This is a genomic window from Nitrosospira lacus, assembly GCF_000355765.4.
GTDB classification, from domain to species: Bacteria; Pseudomonadota; Gammaproteobacteria; order Burkholderiales; family Nitrosomonadaceae; genus Nitrosospira; species Nitrosospira lacus.
This window is the reverse complement of record NZ_CP021106.3, coordinates 2,804,769-2,822,778: the sequence shown is the minus strand read 5'-3', so window position 1 is coordinate 2,822,778 and position 18,010 is coordinate 2,804,769. Positions and strand designations below refer to the sequence as shown.

Below are 18,010 nucleotides of genomic sequence, written 5' to 3'. Positions count from 1 at the left end.
AGATGAGCGGTTCAAGGAGTTGCGGATATCAATCGCTAATACGTTTATTTCTTTTTCAGGTAAAACATGAATTCTCCGGCGGTTTCCGAGGAGGATAACAGTTCATTGCCCGTCTGATCAGCGAAGACCTGGAAATCAATCACCGCGCCAGGATCGGTTGCCAGGATTTTTAGTACTTGCCCGGTAGTCATTTCCGCCAGGGATTTCTTTGTTCGCAGAATGGGCAAGGGGCAGTGCAGGCCGCGCACATCCAGTTCACTATCGCAATTCATGCGTGTTCTCCTCGATGACTTGTCAACGGCTGGCCCATGCGACCCGGTTCAGGGGCCAGCTTCAGAGTGCCGCAAGCGCGTCGGCAGCCATGGCAAACTTGCCATATCGTGCCAGCCACGATAGTGGAACAGGGAATCCGGAGCTATTGTGTATCGCCGCATGTGCCGCAACCAGGGCGCCTAGCACGATTGAGCGCCCGCAACTATCGCCGCCGGCACGAATGTTGGATTCGATTGCATTACGATAGCCTGACGCATGCTGCGCAATATGGAAAATTACCGGCAAGCCTTCCGCGACATGGCAGGACATGCCGAAGCGCCGGGCAGCTGCAACGCAATCCAGGGTGGGCAGAGCAAGCGCCTCTTCAAGCAGGGGCGTGAGCGTATTCCCCGCAAATGGCAGGGCATGCGTCAATGCCATGCCCATCGGAGCACCTTGCAACACTTCAAACAAAGCTGCCGCTGAACACCGCGCCGCGGCGACCGCCAGTTCATTGTTATTGGTTACGCGCACGGCTTCGTCGATCCGGTCAAGCAGTTCGTCCAGCGTTCCGATGTGAGTTGCAACCAGCGCTGGAAGCGCTGCCAGGGCAGGATGCTGATCATCATCAGCACCGGATGCCGCCGGAAACTCAGGGGACTCCGTTGATAACAGCGTGCGCAAAGTCTGACGGGTCGGGGAATCGACATAACCCACGAATGCGCCACCGGGCCCGAAGTGTGCGCGGTATTCGGTCTGATACCCGACACGATCGAATTTTCCATGTTTTGCCAGATGCCTCAGCATCAACAGGCACGTCTCGCCGTAGCTGGTCGAGTCTCCGGGAGATTTGCCACCATGGGCGAAGTACCCTTTCGCGCCCGCATAATTGTCGGCATCAGGGCGCAGGAATGCTAATCCCCGGGCCGCTTCAATTTCCGCAATGCGCACCGGATCGTAAAGCCAATGCAGACCAAGCGCGGCGGAATCCGCCACAAGGGCGCCAAGAATGGCGGTGCTATTGGGATTCTTCATGATATCCGGGATCTCAGGTTCTTCGGAATGAATTTGCCCGGATTTTTTTGATTATCCGGCCGCACTCTAAACTTCTTCTTCGGGAGGCAGTTTGCGTGCCTCGTCTTCCAGCATCACCGGTATGCCATCCTTAATGGGGAAAACCAGCCGATCCGCCTTGCAGATCAGCTCATTCTCCGATTTTCTGTAAAGTAGCGGTCCCTTGCACAATGGACATACCAGAATATCCAGCAATTTTGCATCCATAAATTACCTCAATTTTATAAGACTACACGGAATCAACCTGTACATTCAGCCAGCCACATGATTTGAATCCGGCAGTTGACAGGCGTATTTCATTTCAGTGTTATGATTCAAAAAGACTTCTTGCGTCATTTGAGCCTTAATTCCGGGTAGTTTGCTCAGGGCCAATTGGATGATTTTTCGCAAAGGTTGTACTGCAACCATTTAAAATGGAATGATCATTATGCGGCGTTATGCGCTACCCTGCACCCGAAAAGCGCTTACCTCACCCTCTCCAACTGACGGATTCAGGACGATCCAGATTTATCATTTGCAAAAGCTATACATTTTAACGCTCGTTCCATGACTGCGGGAGTGTTATCGAGGGTTTTCTGTCGTGAAAGTAATGCGACCGTATCCCGCCAGACGGGCTGCCTCCATGACCGCTATAACCGACTGATGCGCGGCGTGTGCATCCGCGTTGATAACGATCACCGGATCAGGGCGATTCGCCGCCGCGGCGCGTAATTCACTGCTGAGTCCTTCAGTGCTTGGGTTTTTAACGGGTGTACGGTTGACCGTATAGCTCCCGGTAGCGCTGATCGAGATGTCGATGACATTGGGGCGGTCAGCAGGTTCGCCGGACGTTGCCTGCGGCAGATTGATTTCGAGTTCGGAAAATCTCGAGTATGTAGTGGTAATCATCAGGAAAATCAGAATTACCAGTAATACATCGATCATTGGCACCAGATTAATTTCAGGCTCTTCTTTTTGTCGGCCGCGCTGGAAATTCATGGGATTGGCAGTGTCATGGCAAATAACGGCAAGTGATCAGTCCCGCCGCTCGCCGTGAATGATTTCCACCAGCTTTAACGCTTGTAATTCCATTTCCACCACCAGTGCATCCACCTTGGCGCGGAAGTGACGATAAAAAATCATGCTGGGAATAGCTACCAGGATGCCGAATGCCGCATTATAAAGCGCCACGGAAATACCATGAGCGAGTTGTGCCGGATTGCCGCTCCCGGTAGAAGACGTATTCGCGCCAAAAATTTCGATCATGCCCACCAGGGTTCCGAACAGACCCATCAGCGGACTCAGGGAAGCGATGGTTCCCAGCGTGGTGAGATAACGCTCAAGGTCATGAGCTACTGAACGCCCCGCTTCTTCGATGGACTCCTTCATGATCTCGCGCGTGCTCTTGTCATTTCTCAAACCCGCCGCAAAAATCTGCCCAAGGGGAGAATGATTCTGGAGACGGGTAAGCATATCTTCACTGACACCGCTTTTCCGGTACTCGTGCACCACTTCCGGCAGGAGGTCTCTCGGCGTTACCACGCCCAGGCGCAAAGTCCATAAGCGCTCACCAATAATGCCGGCAGCAACGACGGAGGCCAGAATAATCGGCCAGATTGGCCAGCCGGCAGCTTGAATCAAAGCGAACACGCGATGGTCTCCTTGGTAATCCGGTTTATAAAATCCGAGCCATAATCGTAAATGCAGCCCACAAATGCCTTACATTTCACCGGCTCGTTCAATTACCGAATTTGGGATAATGTATCTTGCTCATGTAATTTCGGCAAGGATAAGGGGTAAGAGGCATTATTTTCTTGTCCACAATTGCTGTGGATAAGTTTGTGGATAGCTTGCAGATAAGAAGATTAAGTAGGCTTCCCATAACAATATTTTTTGGATAGGTCAATTTTTGAACTTCTATATAATCGTTGTAAAACAGTAAGTTATCCATATGTATAGGATCCATGCGGGTTTGACCGGGACAATTATGCAATTTTTGTGACGAATGTGGATTACTGTAGAATGTCAAGATGAATTTTCTTATGGAAATGGAGATTGCTCGCACTGTCTTGAGTGTGAGTGAATTAAACCGTGGCGCTAAGGACTTGCTTGAGCAGGCATTTCCATTGTTATGGGTGAGCGGCGAAATTTCGAATATCAAATGCTACGGTTCGGGGCACTGGTATTTTTCCCTTAAGGATTCGAGCGCTCAAGTACGTTGCGTCATGTTCCGGGATAAAAACCAGTATCTGGGCTGGGAGCCCAGGGACGGCATGCAGGTGGAAGTGCGTGCGCTTGTGACGTTGTACCAGGCGCGCGGAGATTTTCAGTTGAACGTCGAGACCATCCGGCGGCTAGGGTTAGGTACGTTATTCGAGGCTTTTGAGCAACTCAGGGGCCGATTGGGAAAAGAGGGACTGTTTGAGCCTGACCGGAAAAAACCACTGCCATTATTCCCAAAACAGCTTGGCGTCATTACTTCCCCGGCCGCTGCCGCATTGCATGATGTTCTAGCGACATTGCGGCGGCGCATGCCTTCCCTGCCGGTAGTCGTATACCCCACGCCGGTGCAGGGAGCTGGAGCGGCCGTAAAAATAGCCGCAGCTATTCAGAAGGCTGCGAGCCGTGCGGAGTGTGATGTGCTGATCGTATGCCGGGGGGGTGGCAGCATCGAGGATCTGTGGCCGTTTAACGAAGAAATCGTGGCGCGGGCGATTGCCGCATGCCCCCTTCCTATTATTAGTGGCGTGGGTCACGAGACCGATTTTACCATTGCTGATTTTGTCGCCGACATTCGCGCACCCACGCCGACGGGCGCATCCCAGCTCGTCTGTCCGGATCGGGAAGAAATATGGCATCGTGCGAAAATTCTGTATGGCCGTATACAACGGGATATGCAGCGGAGTATCGAAGGCCGTATGCAAAATACCGATTTGCTCGCCGGCCGGCTGATACATCCCGGCGAGCGGATCGAGAATCAGCTGATACACCTTCAGCGTTTGCGTGAACGCCTCGCCGCTTCGTGGCAACGGAATTTGGAGATCCGATACTGGCGCCTGCGCGACCTGGATCAGCGCATTACCGTTACCCGGCCTGACGTTTCCCGCCTGATCGAGCGGCAGCATGAACTCGGTCTGCGGCTGAACCGGGCGGGTGCCCGCCGCATTGAAATGCTCATGATGAGTTTGCGGCGTCAGGAGGCCAACCTTGCGCATCTTCACCCTGCGTCGGTATTGGAGCGCGGCTACAGTATCGCTTATACCGCCGATGGCACGATACTGAGAAATAGTGATCAGATTGGCGTCGGCGATCTCATACGGGTGGAATTTGCCAAAGGGTGGAGCAAGGCAAACGTGTCGGAGAAGGGCGAGTAGCCAACAGGGGGGAGGGGGCGTATCCGACGCATCGCCACGCTGATACCCATGGCGATTGTAAAAAAATCACGATCATTGTGGACATTTAGGGTGCGGTAATGCAGACTTGGGATGTGTCTGACACCCGCCTCAGTCCCCGGTACGAGGTACTGTTTTTCCGCATTAATTCATGCGACTCTCCAGCTACCGTATTTTGTTTAGCCTTCTTCACCAGGAAATTATCTCCCATGCCAAGAACCTTCCTCATGCTCGGCGCTATCAACGCATTTCTGTGCGTAGCTCTCGGCGCTTTCGGCGCGCATGGTCTGAAACAGCGGCTTTCCACCGACATGCTTGCGGTGTATCAAACCGGGGTACAGTATCATTTTTATCATGCGCTGGGTCTGCTCGCGGTGGGTCTGATACTGCTGCACTTTCCCAAATCCAGACTGATCGTGTTCTCCGGTTGGTCGATGGTTGCGGGAATCATTTTGTTCTCAGTCAGCCTGTATGCACTAAGTTTGACAGGGGTACGCGGACTCGGCGCGATAACGCCGCTGGGCGGGGTAGCGTTTCTAAGCGCATGGGCGATGCTTGCGTATGGTGTATGGTCGGCCAAATGAGACGATGATTGCATCTATGATTTCATTGCATCGGTGACGCATCACTATTTTTTTGCTCCTTGTCCGCGCGGACTGGAGCCCGTACTTGTCTCCGAGCTGGAACAACTGGGTGCGTTGTCTGTGCGCGGACACGATGGCGGAGTACAATTTCAGGGCGACTGGCGCATCTGCTATCGGGCTAATCTGGAAAGCCGCGTTGCCAGCCGCATTCTTTGGCAGGTTGCAAGTCAATCCTATGCGAACGAGGGCGACATATATAAAATTGCCCGCGCCTTGCCGTGGAATGAATGGTTTGTTCCTGCGCTCACTATTCGTGTCAACGTGGCTGCAATCAAATGCCCGCTGCGCAGTCTCGATTTTGTCACTCTCAGAATCAAGGATGCGGTCTGCGACAAATTTCGCGAGATTACCGGCAGTCGTCCCAGTGTGGATACGGTGCAGCCGGATATGCGCATTCACGGTTTTCTTGATGCGCGGCAGTTTTCCTTATATCTGGATACCTCCGGTGATGCGCTATTCAAGCGCGGTCTAAGAAAAAGTAGCGGAGAAGCTCCGATACGGGAGAATCTGGCTGCCGGAATTTTAAGCTTGACGGGCTGGCAACCGGGTGTTCCACTGCTTGACCCGATGTGTGGCAGCGGTACATTTTTGCTGGAAGCAGCACAAATTTCATTAAACATTGCCCCTGGATCGGGACGTGGTTTTGCTTTTGAAAAGCTGAAGAAATTTGATAAAAGGCTCTGGATCCGGCTTAAGGATGCAGCCCTGGCACGGCAAAAGCCGTTGGTCCGCCAGCCCCTATTCGGCAGCGACTTGTATGGTGACATTTTGGCGGATGCTCATGCAAACTTGTCCGCCGCGGGATTTTCCGAGATCGTCACCCTGAAGCAGGCGAATGTGCTGGAAATCTCCGCACCCGCTCCTTTTGGCTTTCTTGTTACCAATCCTCCCTATGGTGTCCGCATAGGAGAATCTGAGAAACTTCTGGAATTTTATCCAAAGCTGGGAGATATGTTGAAGAAAAAATTTAGCGGCTGGAAGGCTTATATTTTTACCGCTGATCCGCTTCTGCCAAAATGTATACGCTTGACCGCTTCGCGTCGTACGCCCCTGTTCAACGGTGCGCTGGAATGCCGTTTACTGGAATACAAAATGGTGGCGGGTGGTATGCGGAGGATTCGGGAAATCGACATTACGTGCCAGTCAGACCAGCAACCTGTGGACTTCAAGAATTGAGGGTTTGTAGCCGATTTCCTTTAAGTCCAGGAGGCCGTCCGATCTTAACAGTCATTTTAATTAGCCGATGAAGCCGGGAACAAGAGCGATTTTTCTACTAATATTTCTGAGCTGCGCCAGCCTGATCGGTTACGCTCTTTATCTCCAGCTGATAAAAAACCTTTTGCCGTGCCCATTATGCGTCGTGCAGCGCGTAGCCTATTGGCTAGTGGGTTTAATTGCGCTATCGGCGTTTCTCCATAATCCCCGGGTAACGGGCCGGCGGATATACAGCGGTACGATGGGGGTCCTCGCAGTCGCCGGAGCGGTGGTTGCGCTGCGTCAGGCGTGGCTGGTGCGTTACCCCGAGGCATTCGAATGCGGTATCAGCCCCGAAGAGGAATTCTTGAATGCTCTGCCCATTGCCCGATGGTGGCCCACCATGTTCGAAGCAAACGGAGATTGCGCGGATGCGATCTGGAAATTTGCATTGCTCAATCTTCCGGACTGGTCGGCGATTTTTTTCTTGGTCTTGGCCGGCTTGGCGATTTATATTTTTTTTGCTGGACATAATAGCGATGGAGAGTATTTTCGCACTTGAAAACTGAATTTTCAGCGCCATCTACACTCTGTCTTTTACATGATAAAACGAATCTACTTCTATGAAACGAATTTTCCTGTTTGTAATTACCAATCTGGCAATTCTGTTGGTGCTAAGCATTACCCTGCGCCTGTTAGGCGTGGACCGCATTCTCGATGCGGAGGGTGGCGGCATCGATTTCAATTCCCTGCTTATCATGGCGGGAGTAATTGGATTTGGCGGATCCCTGATTTCACTTGCCATGTCCAAGTGGACTGCAAAGCGCATGACCGGCGCGGTGGTGATCGAACAGCCTTCCGATCCAACCGAGCGTTGGCTGGTGGAGACTGTCAGGCGTCAGGCCGATCGTGCAGGAATTGGCATGCCGGAAGTGGCGATTTATGATGCGCCCGATGTGAATGCCTTTGCCACGGGCATGAACCGCAATGATGCGCTGGTGGCTGTGAGCACCGGCCTGCTGCATACCATGCAGAAAGATGAAATCGAAGGGGTGCTTGCGCATGAAATAAGCCACGTCGCAAATGGCGACATGGTAACGCTTGCGTTGATTCAGGGGGTGGTCAATACTTTCGTTATTTTCCTGTCGAGAGTGATCGGCCATTTTGTGGATCGGGTTGTGTTTAAAACGGAGCGCGATCATGGCCCGGCTTTTCTGATCACAACCCTGGTGGCCCAAATGGTATTGGGAATACTTGCCAGCATGATCGTCATGTGGTTCAGTCGCCAGCGCGAGTTCCGCGCCGATGCGGGGGGAGCGCAGCTGGCAGGCCGGAACAAAATGATTGCGGCGCTGGAACGCCTTAGACAACAGCATGAACCATCGCAGTTGCCGGAAAGGCTGGCGGCGTTCGGCATCTCCGGCGGCGGTGAGGGTCTCAAGGGCTTGTTCATGTCGCACCCGCCACTCGAAACACGTATCGAGGCATTACGTGCAATGCCTTGATTTAGGTTAACCTCTAATATTAAGTGGCGAAGTCTCTTAGTAACTCGCCGTTTTTGAGATAGAATTGATTCAGAAAGGCGTTTGATTCGAGAGCTTGCTCGGAAGTATTTGGGATTCCGTGTATTTTCTTCTCCCCAAGCAAGTAATATTGCTCAGGGGAGATCAACGTAGCATAATTGGAAACGGAGTTGTCGCACAGCGACAACTCCGTATTGCATTGCAGGGTCTGCTTCTTGTCCGGAACGAGATGCTGTGGTTCCTGAGTTCTCAGGACAACTCAATCTTCTTCGATTTCTTTGCTCTTGGGGGGATTGCCGTCATATACCAAGCTGCGCCTCCGCTGGAGGTAGGCGTCGCGCACGAACTCATATTTATCCAATGCGGCTTCATCCAGTGTCTTCTCGGATTTAAGCAATCCGGCACGCGTATCGGTAGCCCGGGTTCCGCCAACTACGGGACCTATAAAAGGCGCTACAAAGAAACTGCCTATGAAAACAGGATCGGAGGCTATATCAAGCACACGGCCGCCAACGTCTCGAGCCGAGCTGGGTCCAAGAAAAGGTATTACCACATAAGGCCCGCTCGCGATGCCATGATAACCCATGGTTTGTCCGAAGTCCTCGTCGTGTTTCTCCAAGCCAATATCGCTAGCCACGTCAACCAGACCTGCAAGGCCGAAGGTGCTGTTGACAACAAACCGCATGCTGCTTGTCAATGCATTGTTGAATTTGAGTTGTAGAAGGTTATTAACCGTTACGGGAATATCGTTCAAATTGGAGAAAACATTCCCCACCGCCATTTCGATGGGATCGGGCACTATCCACTTGTAGCCCCTCGCCACCGGCTTGAAGACATAATCATCAACCGACTCATTAAACGTGAACACCTTGCGGTTCACGGGTTCCCATGGGTCTTTTTTGTCCCTATATTTCGGATAGGCGGTCGGCGCGCCATTCTTGAATACCGGACCGCTCGCTGATTCCGGTGAGCTCTTTCCATTATTGGCTGCGGCACTCTTATCGGTCGAAGCGCCTTTGCTTGTGTCAGCCGAAGTAATCGTATCGGCGCTCTTGGTGCCTGTGGCAGACGTGCTCGTGTCGTCAACCGGAGCGCTCGTAGCGGGCGCACTGGCATGGGCCGAAGCGCTCTCGCTAGTCGTTGTGCTCTTGTTGGTTGTAGCACAGCCGTTAAGAAGAAATCCCAGGAGTAATATTAGGGTGGAAGATCTGACGAGGTGAGCCATGTTTAAAATATATAAATTATGTGCAGCCAGCACGAAGTAACCGCCGACATTATAGGGCTAATTCGAGTTGAAAATGAATTTTTTTCTGATGTGCGGCGCAGCTTTTGTTCTTGCTTGCCGCTGCCAGTAAGTTACTCTTTTTAAAAGAGGTCACTTATCCAGATCCTGGATGCTAATGACAAATATGTAATGGGTTGTATAAGATAATGATTGCAGGATTTATATTATCTCCCATCAAGATTCCGGATGGGGGTTCCGTGAAGAGAATTAGGGGCGTGAGCGCTGAGGGGAAAGTGGTTTGGGCATGCTGTGATTGCGACTGAGGGGTGCGATGGGCGAGGGAGGAAATGACACGGCGGTAATTAATGATTGCGGGTATTGGCAGGCGCATGCAGGCGGATTTTATTCCAGTTATTTGTTACGCTCCGAGACTCTTGCTCATGTCGCGTCGCGTCGCGTGAAATTCCTGAGACGGAAACCAAGAAGCCATAACATGGCGAAATAACTTAGGGCGCCGGCTATGACTACCCATGCCAGCCGGGTAGCGCGCTCCAGGGCGGAGATCAACAACCACGATGCATCGCTGCCTGAAGCAAACCACAATATACCCCCCATTGCCGTGAGCGCCACCAATACCTTGGTCATAAAAATTGCCCATCCCGGTTGAGGTTGATAGATCTGTTGGCTGCGCAGTTTGTAGTAGAGCAATCCGGCGTTGAGGCACGCGCCCAGACCGATGGACAGTGCCAGCCCGGTATGGCGCAATGGTATGATGAACGCGAGATTCATTAATTGGGTCGCGATAAGGGTGATGATGGCGATTTTCACGGGTGTTTTGATATTTTGCCGTGCGTAGAATCCAGGAGCGAGCACCTTTACCAGGATGAGTCCCAGCAGTCCCAGGCTGTAAGCCACTAACGCATTGCGCGTCATCCACACATCGTTGACCGAAAACTCGCCGTGATAAAACAGCGTGGTGATAAGCGGAGTGGCGAGCAGCGCCAGCGCCAGCGCCGCAGGCAGCGTTAACAGCATGGTCAGGCGCAGGCCCCAGTCCAGCAGGCGGGAATATTCTTCAGTGCTGTTGTCGGCGTAGTGGCGGGACAATGAGGGCAGCAATATCGTTCCCAGGGCGACACCCAGCAGGCCGGCCGGGAATTCCATCAACCGGTCGGCGTAGTAGAGCCATGACACGCTGCCGGTAATCAGGAATGAGGCAAATATTGTGTTGATGAGCAAGCTTAGCTGCCCGATGGAGACGCCAAATACTGCGGGACCCATCTGCTTAAGTACGCGCCACGCGCCGGTATCAGGGGATTTCAGCCGTAGACGCGGCATCAGCTTGAGGCGTATTAGAAATGGCGCCTGGAAGGCAAGTTGCAGCATGCCACCGATAAATACCGCCCAGGCGAGTGCAAGTACCGGCGGATTCATGAAGGGGGCAAGCCACAGGGCGCAGCCGATGAACGACAGGTTCAACAGTGCCGGAGTGAGCGCCGGCACCGAAAATTTGCCGTGGGTGTTGAGTATTCCTCCCGCCAGGGCGACCAATGAGATGAACAGGATGTAAGGGAAGGTGATTTGCAGGAGTGCCACCGTCAGCTCGAATTTCTGCGGGCTGGCCGCAAATCCCGGCGCGCTTACGTATATTATGAAGGGTGCGGCGATTATCCCTATCAATGTAACCAGGAACAGCGCAATCGACAGCAGCGTCGTGACATGATTGATCAGTTCATGGGTTTCCTCCGAGGTGCGACGGTTTTTATATTCAGCAAGTATAGGAACGAATGCCTGCGAAAACGCACCCTCGGCAAACAGCCGGCGCAACAGATTGGGAATGCGAAAGGCAACGAAGAAAGCATCGGTCGCGATTCCGGCACCGAAAATACGAGCAATCAGTACATCGCGTATGAACCCCAAAATACGGGATATCAGCGTCATCCCGCTAACGGTGGCAAGGGTTTTGAGCAGATTCATGGGGGAGTATGTTAACCTGAATGCCTCTGTTGTGGCCGCGTATCGCTGATTTGCTTCGGAACAACCGTGGATTCAGATGGATTTTCGCTGGATTTTTGCGCCGCCAGTTCAATTGACGAGGCCGGGCCGCGCGGTTTTTCCTTGCAATATGGTAAGAATATCCGTAATATTCAAAGATTTTAAGCAATCGTCAATTCGAGGAATTTATATGGCCAATAGTGCACAAGCGAGAAAACGTGCGAGACAAAATGTTAAGCAACGTGACCACAACACCAGTCTGCGTTCCCAATTGCGCACCGCGATCAAGCACGTGAGGAAGGCTGTTGGGGCCACCGACAAAACTGTCGCACAAGCTGCGTTCGCGGCATCCATTGGCACCATTGATTCGATTGCCGACAAGGGAATCATTCACAAGAACAAAGCTGCTCGTCACAAGAGCCGCTTGTCTGCCGCCATCAAGGCGATGGCCTGATAGGTTAATCGCATTCAAAGAAAGAAGTCCAGGAACCCACCGGACTTCTTCGTTCTCTCTATTCTTTTCGTTTACCCTTCGTTTGTGCAGTGCCAGTGTCACTATTTTCCGAAAACCTTGGGAATGATAGAATATACCCTTGGTTTGTCAGCGGCACGCCGCAGAGGATTTATTCAGAGGTTTTCTTGGGATTGCGGTTGAGCGAGTCCGTTAGCGCCGATACCAAGTCCATGGGTATTGGAAAAATGATGGTATTGGATTTGTCCGTAGCGATGTTGGTGAGGGTCTGTAGATAGCGCAGTTGCATCGCACCTGTTTGCTGGGAAAGAACTTGTGCCGCTTGCATCAATTTGTCCGATGCCTGTAATTCACCTTCGGCATGAATTACCTTGGCGCGCCGCTCGCGCTCTGCCTCCGCCTGGCGGGCAATGGCCCGTATCATGGATTCGTCGATATCCACATGCTTGATCTCGACGTTGGAGACCTTGATGCCCCAGGCGTCGGTCTGAATGTCAAGCGCCTTCTGGATGTCCATGTTGAGTTTCTCGCGTTCCGCCAGCATCTCATCGAGCTCGTGCTTGCCTAGCACGGAGCGCAGAGTCGTTTGCGCGAACTGACTGGTGGCGGCCAGGAAATTCTCCACCTGAATGATCGCTCTTTGCGGATCAACTACACGAAAATACACCACCGCACTGACTTTCACCGAGACATTGTCGCGTGAGATCACGTCCTGACTGGGTACATCCATCACGACGGTGCGCAGGTCAACTCGTACCATTTTCTGGATACCGGGAATTATCAAGATCAAGCCCGGACCTTTTACCTTGTGGAAGCGGCCGAGCATGAATACGACGCCGCGTTCATATTCCCGCAAGATGCGAAATGCGGTAAATAGCACCATGAGAATGATGACAAGGGTACCAAACCCGAAGTTGGCAACCATGGAATGCCTCCTTTGATTATCCTAATCCAACAGTTGATCACTTATTCTTCAGTTTAGAGCAATGATCCACAGAGACTTTCTGCGCCGTCTCACCTTTACCCTTTTGGGGAAGTTTGCTGCAAGTGCCAGATTGAGGATTACTGCTCTGCTGAAGTTACCTGTAAAACCAGACCGTCCATGCCTGTTACGCGCACCTTCTGTCCCTGGATTAGAGGTTGCGCGCAACGTACATTCCATATTTCGCCATGAATGCGCGCCATACCCTCTCTCGAGGCATCTTCCAGCATTTCTCCCACTGCGCCTATCAACTCCTCACGGCCGCTGACGATGGGGCTGCGCCTCGACTTCAGCGCCATGCCGATGATGGAGACCAGGAATAATCCGCTGGCTAGGGTGATTCCCGCAATCACGGGCCAGGAAATGCCATAACCGGGCATATCGGTGTCAATCAGCATCAATGAGCCGACGACAAAAGCAATAATGCCACCCATGCCAAATGCACCAAAGCCCGACAGATAGAGTTCCGCTGCTATAAATGCGATACCGAGCAGGATCAAGGCGAGGCCGGCGTAGTTCACCGGTAGCAGCTGGAATGCATACATGGCAAGCAGCAGGCAGATAGCACCTGCCACGCCGGGCAATACAAACCCGGGATTGGAAAATTCGAAGAACAGTCCGTAAATGCCGATAAGCATCAGTATATATGCCACGCTGGGATTGGTTATTACCGCCAGTAATTGCGTGCGCCAATCCGGTTCGACGACTTCCATTGTCGCTGGAGCCGTGTCTAGGGCAAGATTCCGGCCAAGTATGGTGACTTGTTTGCCATTTACTTGCTTCAATAGATCCGGCACGTCAGTTGCAACATAATCGATGACTTTGAGATCCAGGGCTTCAGTCGCCGACAGGCTTACCGCTTCGCGCACAGCCCGCTCTGCCCATTCCGCATTGCGCCCGCGCATCTGCGCAAGCCCGCGGATGTATGCGGCGGCGTCATGGATCATTTTACGCGACATCTTATCCCGCGCCGGCAAGCTGTCATCCCGTGCATTCTGATCTGGGCTCTCATTCGGCCCTGTGGCGGGTGAATCCGGTGACGGCATCGGCTTGGTTTTGGGCCTGGTTGGCGGTTCGGGCGAGTCCGGCAAACCGCCGATCTGAACCGGCGTGGCCGCGCCCAAATTGGTGCCGGGAGCCATCGCGGCGATATGACTGGCATAAAGAATATAGGTTCCGGCACTGGCTGCCCGTGCTCCGCCCGGCGCCACAAAAACCGCCACCGGGACGGATGACGCCAAAATGTCGCGCACGATCTGACGCATCGAGCTATCGAGACCGCCGGGTGTGTCCAGTTGCAATACGATGAGTAACGCCTTTTCGTTGCTGGCACGTTGAAGGCCGCGTTCGATAAAGTCAGCACTGGCCGGTGCGATCGGTCCCTGTACTTTCAGTATCATCACTGGCGCGGCCAGAACGAGAGCCGGCAGCAGAAGCAGTATCGCCGCCACACCATGATACGAAACAGAAATGATCGGTTTCATGGTTCTTAATATAGACCGTTTCATTCTTGACTGCATTCAGTCACACCCATGCGAAGGGTGCAACGCAATGTCGTTGCAGCGCCCCCGGCTTGAATCGGGATAATTCATCAGGCGGCTCTCCGAGCCTATCCGAGTGCTGGCGGTCAATTTGCGGCCATTCTAGCCAGGCTATGGATTTCTCCCAACTGGCAGCACTGTCTGGCAACCCGCGTTGCTATGATCTCGCGTCCACAGGGACTATCCGGATTGAAATCTCTTCCCGGGCTTGCAATCAATGTGGTTTTAGCGCATAAAGCGGTTTTTATATTGAAAGCAGTAGTTCATGAAGAGACCCATCAGCCGAATTCTCGTCATCAACGATGAGAAACTGATATTAAAGGAACTTATCAAGGGGCTGAATGCGGCCGCCAAGTCCCTGGAAAACCCGTTAGGCATCACTTTTGCAGGAGTTACCACCGCACGCGAAGCACTGCAGGCAATCGAGGAAGACGGCGATATTCAGTCGGTAGTGGTGGACGACACGCTCTATACCCTGAAAAATGGTGAAAAGGGCTCTCGTAATTTGCAAATGACGGCATTGACGCTGGTACAGAAAATCACCCGGTTTCGCCCGGAACTGGATATCTACATCCTGATTGCACAGGAAAAAGAGGATGAAGTAGTAGATGCGCTTTTTTCCGAAACGGTGGACGGTTATTTCTACCGTGAGGAACGTGATTATCGGGGGATGTACCGCATTCTCAATGCTCAGCTTCAGGAAAAAGCGCGCACCCCGTTTTATGACCAGCTCAAGAATTATGTGCTGATGGCGAAGGATGCCTGGCACACTCCCGGGCATTCTTCCGGTGATTCGCTCCGTGACAGTCCCTGGGCCAGCGATTTTTACCAGTTCATCGGTGAGCATATTTTTCGTGCAGACTTGTCGGTGTCGGTACCGATGCTTGATTCGCTGATGGAACCCTCCGGCGTAATCGCGGAGGCACAGAAGATTGCGGCAAAGGCATTCGGGGCGCGGCGCACTTTTTTTGCCACTAACGGCACCTCCACCGCGAACAAGGTGATATTCCAGACATTGCTCGCTCCCGGCGAGAAGCTGCTGCTGGACCGGAATTGCCACAAATCCGTGCATCACGGTGTCGTGTTATCCGGCGCTCATCCAATTTATCTTGACTCGTCGGTCAACAAGAAATTCAGTGTTTATGGACCGGTGCCCAAGCAGACCTTGTTCAGTGCCATTGAAGAACACCCGGATGCACAGGCGCTCATACTCACCAGTTGTACGTATGATGGTCTGCGTTACGACTTGCCGCCTATCATTGAGGCGGCACACGCCAAGGGAATCAAAGTTATCATTGATGAAGCCTGGTACGGGTTTGCCCGCTTTCATCCGGCTTTTCGTCCCACCGCGATGGAGGCGGGCGCAGACTATGCTACCCAGAGTACGCACAAGGTACTGTCGGCTTTTTCTCAATCCAGCATGATTCATGTCAACGACCCAAGCTTCAAGGAGCACCTGTTTCGTGAGAACTTCAACATGCATACATCCACCAGCCCGCAATACAGCATGATTGCAAGCCTCGATGTGGCACGCAAGCAGGCGATGATGGAAGGGTACAAGCTGCTTTCACGCACACTGGAGCTGGCGAAGGAAGTGCGCACGCAAATCAATTCCACCGGGGTGTTCCGGGTACTGGAGCTTGCTGATTTGCTGCCTGACGAAGTCAAGCATGACAATATTCAACTTGATTCCACCAAGGTCACCGTTGACATTTCCCGTTGCGGCTTCACGGTTGAGGATTTAATTCAGGAATTATTCGAGCGTTATAATATTCAGGTGGAAAAATCCACATTCAATACCCTGACGCTCCTGCTTACCATTGGTACCACCCGCAGCAAGGTTTCACGGCTCTATGATGCGCTGATGCGCATTGCGCGCGAAGGCCGCGCGCCCCGCCGGCTCTATCAGACTCCGGAAATTCCCGGTTTTACCGATCTGAAATATCTGCCGCGTGATGCGTTCTACTGTGGCGGTGAACTGATGCCGCTGCTCGACGAGCAGGAAAAAGTAAACAACAATCTGGATGGAAGGATATGCGCGGATCAAATCACTCCTTATCCGCCTGGCATACCAGTGCTGGTGCCCGGACAAACCATCACGCAAGCGGTCGTGCAATATCTAGTAAGCATGCTGCGTTCACAGAAACGTGTTGAAGTACACGGGATCGTTTATGATGGGTATCTGCCGTGTTTGCGGTTACTGACGGCCGCTGAGGAAAAAGGCTTGAAAAAGCTGGTTAAATAGGTAAAGATACAGATTGTGTAAAAAACAAACAGTTCACGGCGGCTCATGCCGCCGTGCTGCATTCTGGCTTTGGGAAAATGTGTTCGTTGATGGGTGCTCTTCCGGGATGATGAGCACCTTTTTAATCAGAAGATCCCAGCCGCTCATTGCCAACGCGGTGCCGGGCGAAAGTGCGCAAGAAATTTTTGTGCGGCATATATGCTTGCTGATCTGTAATTGGCAGATTTCTTGAGTAACGTAGTATCACAATAAAATTTGGATTGATAGAGACGTGCTTATGTCGAATTTGATGAACACCTACCTGCAGCTACCTGTCACTTTTGCCCGGGGGGAGGGCGTATGGCTGTGGGACGAAACGGGGAAGCGTTATCTCGACGCGCTTGCCGGCGTCGCGGTATGCGGTCTGGGACATTGTCATCCAAGGCTTGTCGCGGCGATTTGTAAACAGGCCGGGACGCTTATCCACACCTCCAATCTTTATCATATAGGTAAACAGGAGCAGCTGGCCAGCAAGCTGGCGGCATTGTCAGGAATGGACAATGCGTTTTTCTGCAACTCGGGCGCCGAAGCAAATGAAGCGGCAATCAAGCTGGCAAGGCTTTATGGGCATGGCCGCAGCATCGATCTGCCCACCATTATCGTAATGGAAAAATCCTTTCACGGTCGTACCATGGCAACGCTGACTGCAAGCGGAAATCGCAAGGTGCAGGCGGGTTTTGAGCCATTACTCACTGGTTTTGCACGGGTTCCCTACAATGATTTGGAAGCCGTGGCGCAGGTGGGCGTACACAACAAGAGTGTTGTCGCAATACTGGTTGAGCCCTATCAGGGCGAGGGTGGGGTCAATGTGCCCCAGGCGAATTATCTGCAAGGTTTGCGCCATCTGTGTGATCAGAACGGCTGGCTGCTGATGCTGGACGAGGTGCAATGCGGGATTGGCCGTAGCGGAAAATGGTTTGCCTTTCAACACAGCGGCATTATGCCCGATGTGATAACGCTGGCTAAAGGCTTGGGTTCGGGTGTTGCCATTGGCGCCTGTCTTGCGAAAGGCACCGCGGCGGAAGTATTCAAACCTGGTAATCATGCTTCCACTTTTGGCGGTAATCCCTTAGCCTGTACCGCAGCGCTCACGACCCTCGAGGTGATCGGGGAAGATGATTTGCTAAAAAATGCACTGGAAGTGGGTGATTTCATGCGCAGCATGTTTAAAGCGCGATTGGCGGGTCTCCCGGATGTCAAGCAAATTCGTGGACAGGGACTGATGATTGGTATCGAGCTCTCCAAGCCCTGCGGCGAACTCGTGAAAGAAGCGTTAAAACGAGGACTGCTGATCAACGTGACCTCGGATAAGGTGATACGCCTGTTACCGCCGCTCGTGATGCAACGGAGCGAGGCTGAGCAGGTGGTGGATACCTTGTCCGCACTGGTGAAGGAATTCCTGATGGCATGACGGAGAATCGAGGATCGTGAAAAGTGAAACGCGAAGTATCCT

Annotated in this window: 17 protein-coding genes; 8 read left to right on the top strand and 9 right to left on the bottom strand. The window is 52.6% G+C overall.

Annotated features, from left to right (window positions below; genetic code table 11):
* Positions 1 to 44 precede the first annotated feature (44 nt).
* The 5 genes from EBAPG3_RS12860 to EBAPG3_RS12840 form a co-directional block, all read right to left on the bottom strand.
* Entirely contained in the window at positions 45 to 272 is a 228-nt protein-coding gene (locus EBAPG3_RS12860; RefSeq protein ID WP_085922048.1) for a sulfurtransferase TusA family protein, read from the bottom strand.
* Positions 273 to 333: 61 nt separating this feature from the next.
* Positions 334 to 1,287 (bottom strand): ADP-ribosylglycohydrolase family protein, encoded by a 954-nt coding sequence (locus EBAPG3_RS12855; RefSeq protein ID WP_085922047.1) that lies wholly within the window; start codon positions 1,285 to 1,287, stop codon positions 334 to 336.
* A 66-nt stretch (positions 1,288 to 1,353) separates the two neighbouring features.
* A complete protein-coding gene (locus EBAPG3_RS12850; protein ID WP_085922046.1) occupies positions 1,354 to 1,533 on the bottom strand; it encodes a Trm112 family protein in 180 nt (59 codons plus the stop codon).
* 354 nt (positions 1,534 to 1,887) lie between these two features.
* A complete protein-coding gene (locus EBAPG3_RS12845) occupies positions 1,888 to 2,304 on the bottom strand; it encodes an ExbD/TolR family protein (protein ID WP_085922045.1) in 417 nt (138 codons plus the stop codon).
* Positions 2,305 to 2,340: 36 nt separating this feature from the next.
* Positions 2,341 to 2,955, bottom strand: a complete 615-nt coding sequence (locus tag EBAPG3_RS12840; RefSeq protein ID WP_085922044.1) for a MotA/TolQ/ExbB proton channel family protein — start codon at positions 2,953 to 2,955, stop codon at positions 2,341 to 2,343.
* A gap of 380 nt (positions 2,956 to 3,335) precedes the next feature.
* Between EBAPG3_RS12840 and xseA the strand changes: the two genes are divergently transcribed.
* From xseA to htpX, 5 genes are all read left to right on the top strand, one after another.
* On the top strand, positions 3,336 to 4,679 hold the full coding sequence (gene xseA / locus EBAPG3_RS12830; RefSeq protein WP_040852023.1) for an exodeoxyribonuclease VII large subunit: 1,344 nt from the start codon (positions 3,336 to 3,338) through the stop codon (positions 4,677 to 4,679).
* 227 nt (positions 4,680 to 4,906) lie between these two features.
* Complete coding sequence (locus EBAPG3_RS12825; protein ID WP_004177113.1) at positions 4,907 to 5,281, top strand: DUF423 domain-containing protein; 375 nt, start codon at positions 4,907 to 4,909, stop codon at positions 5,279 to 5,281.
* Positions 5,282 to 5,314: 33 nt separating this feature from the next.
* Positions 5,315 to 6,517 carry a THUMP domain-containing class I SAM-dependent RNA methyltransferase gene (locus tag EBAPG3_RS12820; RefSeq protein WP_004177115.1) on the top strand — a complete coding sequence of 401 codons (1,203 nt, stop codon included), beginning with the start codon at positions 5,315 to 5,317 and terminating at the stop codon, positions 6,515 to 6,517.
* 67 nt (positions 6,518 to 6,584) lie between these two features.
* Positions 6,585 to 7,097, top strand: a complete 513-nt coding sequence (locus EBAPG3_RS12815; protein ID WP_040852025.1) for a disulfide bond formation protein B — start codon at positions 6,585 to 6,587, stop codon at positions 7,095 to 7,097.
* 61 nt (positions 7,098 to 7,158) lie between these two features.
* Entirely contained in the window at positions 7,159 to 8,040 is an 882-nt protein-coding gene (gene htpX / locus EBAPG3_RS12810; RefSeq protein WP_004177119.1) for a protease HtpX, read from the top strand.
* A 277-nt stretch (positions 8,041 to 8,317) separates the two neighbouring features.
* Here htpX and EBAPG3_RS12805 read toward each other — a convergent pair whose 3' ends face one another.
* Both EBAPG3_RS12805 and murJ read right to left on the bottom strand, forming a co-directional pair.
* The gene (locus EBAPG3_RS12805) at positions 8,318 to 9,283 is read right to left on the bottom strand and encodes an MlaA family lipoprotein (RefSeq protein WP_081607257.1); all 966 of its coding nucleotides are present in this window, start codon (positions 9,281 to 9,283) and stop codon (positions 8,318 to 8,320) included.
* 438 nt (positions 9,284 to 9,721) lie between these two features.
* Complete coding sequence (murJ, locus tag EBAPG3_RS12800; RefSeq protein WP_004177124.1) at positions 9,722 to 11,260, bottom strand: murein biosynthesis integral membrane protein MurJ; 1,539 nt, start codon at positions 11,258 to 11,260, stop codon at positions 9,722 to 9,724.
* A 208-nt stretch (positions 11,261 to 11,468) separates the two neighbouring features.
* Between murJ and rpsT the strand changes: the two genes are divergently transcribed.
* A complete protein-coding gene (rpsT, locus tag EBAPG3_RS12795; protein WP_004177129.1) occupies positions 11,469 to 11,732 on the top strand; it encodes a 30S ribosomal protein S20 in 264 nt (87 codons plus the stop codon).
* A 169-nt stretch (positions 11,733 to 11,901) separates the two neighbouring features.
* On the opposite strand, the gene EBAPG3_RS12790 is transcribed toward rpsT, so the two are convergent.
* Together EBAPG3_RS12790 and EBAPG3_RS12785 are read right to left on the bottom strand one after the other, a co-directional pair.
* Positions 11,902 to 12,675, bottom strand: a complete 774-nt coding sequence (locus EBAPG3_RS12790; protein WP_004177131.1) for a slipin family protein — start codon at positions 12,673 to 12,675, stop codon at positions 11,902 to 11,904.
* A gap of 137 nt (positions 12,676 to 12,812) precedes the next feature.
* Positions 12,813 to 14,216, bottom strand: coding sequence for an NfeD family protein (locus EBAPG3_RS12785; protein WP_151898949.1), 1,404 nt, complete (start codon positions 14,214 to 14,216; stop codon positions 12,813 to 12,815).
* A 322-nt stretch (positions 14,217 to 14,538) separates the two neighbouring features.
* On the opposite strand from EBAPG3_RS12785, the gene EBAPG3_RS12780 reads away from it, so the two are divergent.
* On the top strand, positions 14,539 to 16,518 hold the full coding sequence (locus EBAPG3_RS12780; RefSeq protein ID WP_004177135.1) for an aminotransferase class I/II-fold pyridoxal phosphate-dependent enzyme: 1,980 nt from the start codon (positions 14,539 to 14,541) through the stop codon (positions 16,516 to 16,518).
* 277 nt (positions 16,519 to 16,795) lie between these two features.
* Positions 16,796 to 17,968, top strand: a complete 1,173-nt coding sequence (locus EBAPG3_RS12775) for an aspartate aminotransferase family protein (protein WP_004177140.1) — start codon at positions 16,796 to 16,798, stop codon at positions 17,966 to 17,968.
* The last annotated feature ends 42 nt before the right edge of the window (positions 17,969 to 18,010 follow it).

Bases quoted from the DNA above. Each gene is read 5' to 3' on its own strand.
- EBAPG3_RS12860 (WP_085922048.1), bottom strand. From the start codon at position 272: ATGAATTGCGATAGTGAACTGGATGTGCGCGGCCTGCACTGCCCCTTG.
- EBAPG3_RS12855 (WP_085922047.1), bottom strand. From the start codon at position 1,287: ATGAAGAATCCCAATAGCACCGCCATTCTTGGCGCCCTTGTGGCGGAT.
- EBAPG3_RS12850 (WP_085922046.1), bottom strand. From the start codon at position 1,533: ATGGATGCAAAATTGCTGGATATTCTGGTATGTCCATTGTGCAAGGGA.
- EBAPG3_RS12845 (WP_085922045.1), bottom strand. From the start codon at position 2,304: ATGAATTTCCAGCGCGGCCGACAAAAAGAAGAGCCTGAAATTAATCTG.
- xseA (WP_040852023.1), top strand. From the start codon at position 3,336: ATGAATTTTCTTATGGAAATGGAGATTGCTCGCACTGTCTTGAGTGTG.
- EBAPG3_RS12825 (WP_004177113.1), top strand. From the start codon at position 4,907: ATGCCAAGAACCTTCCTCATGCTCGGCGCTATCAACGCATTTCTGTGC.
- EBAPG3_RS12815 (WP_040852025.1), top strand. From the start codon at position 6,585: ATGAAGCCGGGAACAAGAGCGATTTTTCTACTAATATTTCTGAGCTGC.
- htpX (WP_004177119.1), top strand. From the start codon at position 7,159: ATGAAACGAATTTTCCTGTTTGTAATTACCAATCTGGCAATTCTGTTG.
- EBAPG3_RS12805 (WP_081607257.1), bottom strand. From the start codon at position 9,283: ATGGCTCACCTCGTCAGATCTTCCACCCTAATATTACTCCTGGGATTT.
- murJ (WP_004177124.1), bottom strand. From the start codon at position 11,260: ATGAATCTGCTCAAAACCCTTGCCACCGTTAGCGGGATGACGCTGATA.
- rpsT (WP_004177129.1), top strand. From the start codon at position 11,469: ATGGCCAATAGTGCACAAGCGAGAAAACGTGCGAGACAAAATGTTAAG.
- EBAPG3_RS12790 (WP_004177131.1), bottom strand. From the start codon at position 12,675: ATGGTTGCCAACTTCGGGTTTGGTACCCTTGTCATCATTCTCATGGTG.
- EBAPG3_RS12785 (WP_151898949.1), bottom strand. From the start codon at position 14,216: ATGAAACCGATCATTTCTGTTTCGTATCATGGTGTGGCGGCGATACTG.
- EBAPG3_RS12780 (WP_004177135.1), top strand. From the start codon at position 14,539: ATGAAGAGACCCATCAGCCGAATTCTCGTCATCAACGATGAGAAACTG.
- EBAPG3_RS12775 (WP_004177140.1), top strand. From the start codon at position 16,796: ATGTCGAATTTGATGAACACCTACCTGCAGCTACCTGTCACTTTTGCC.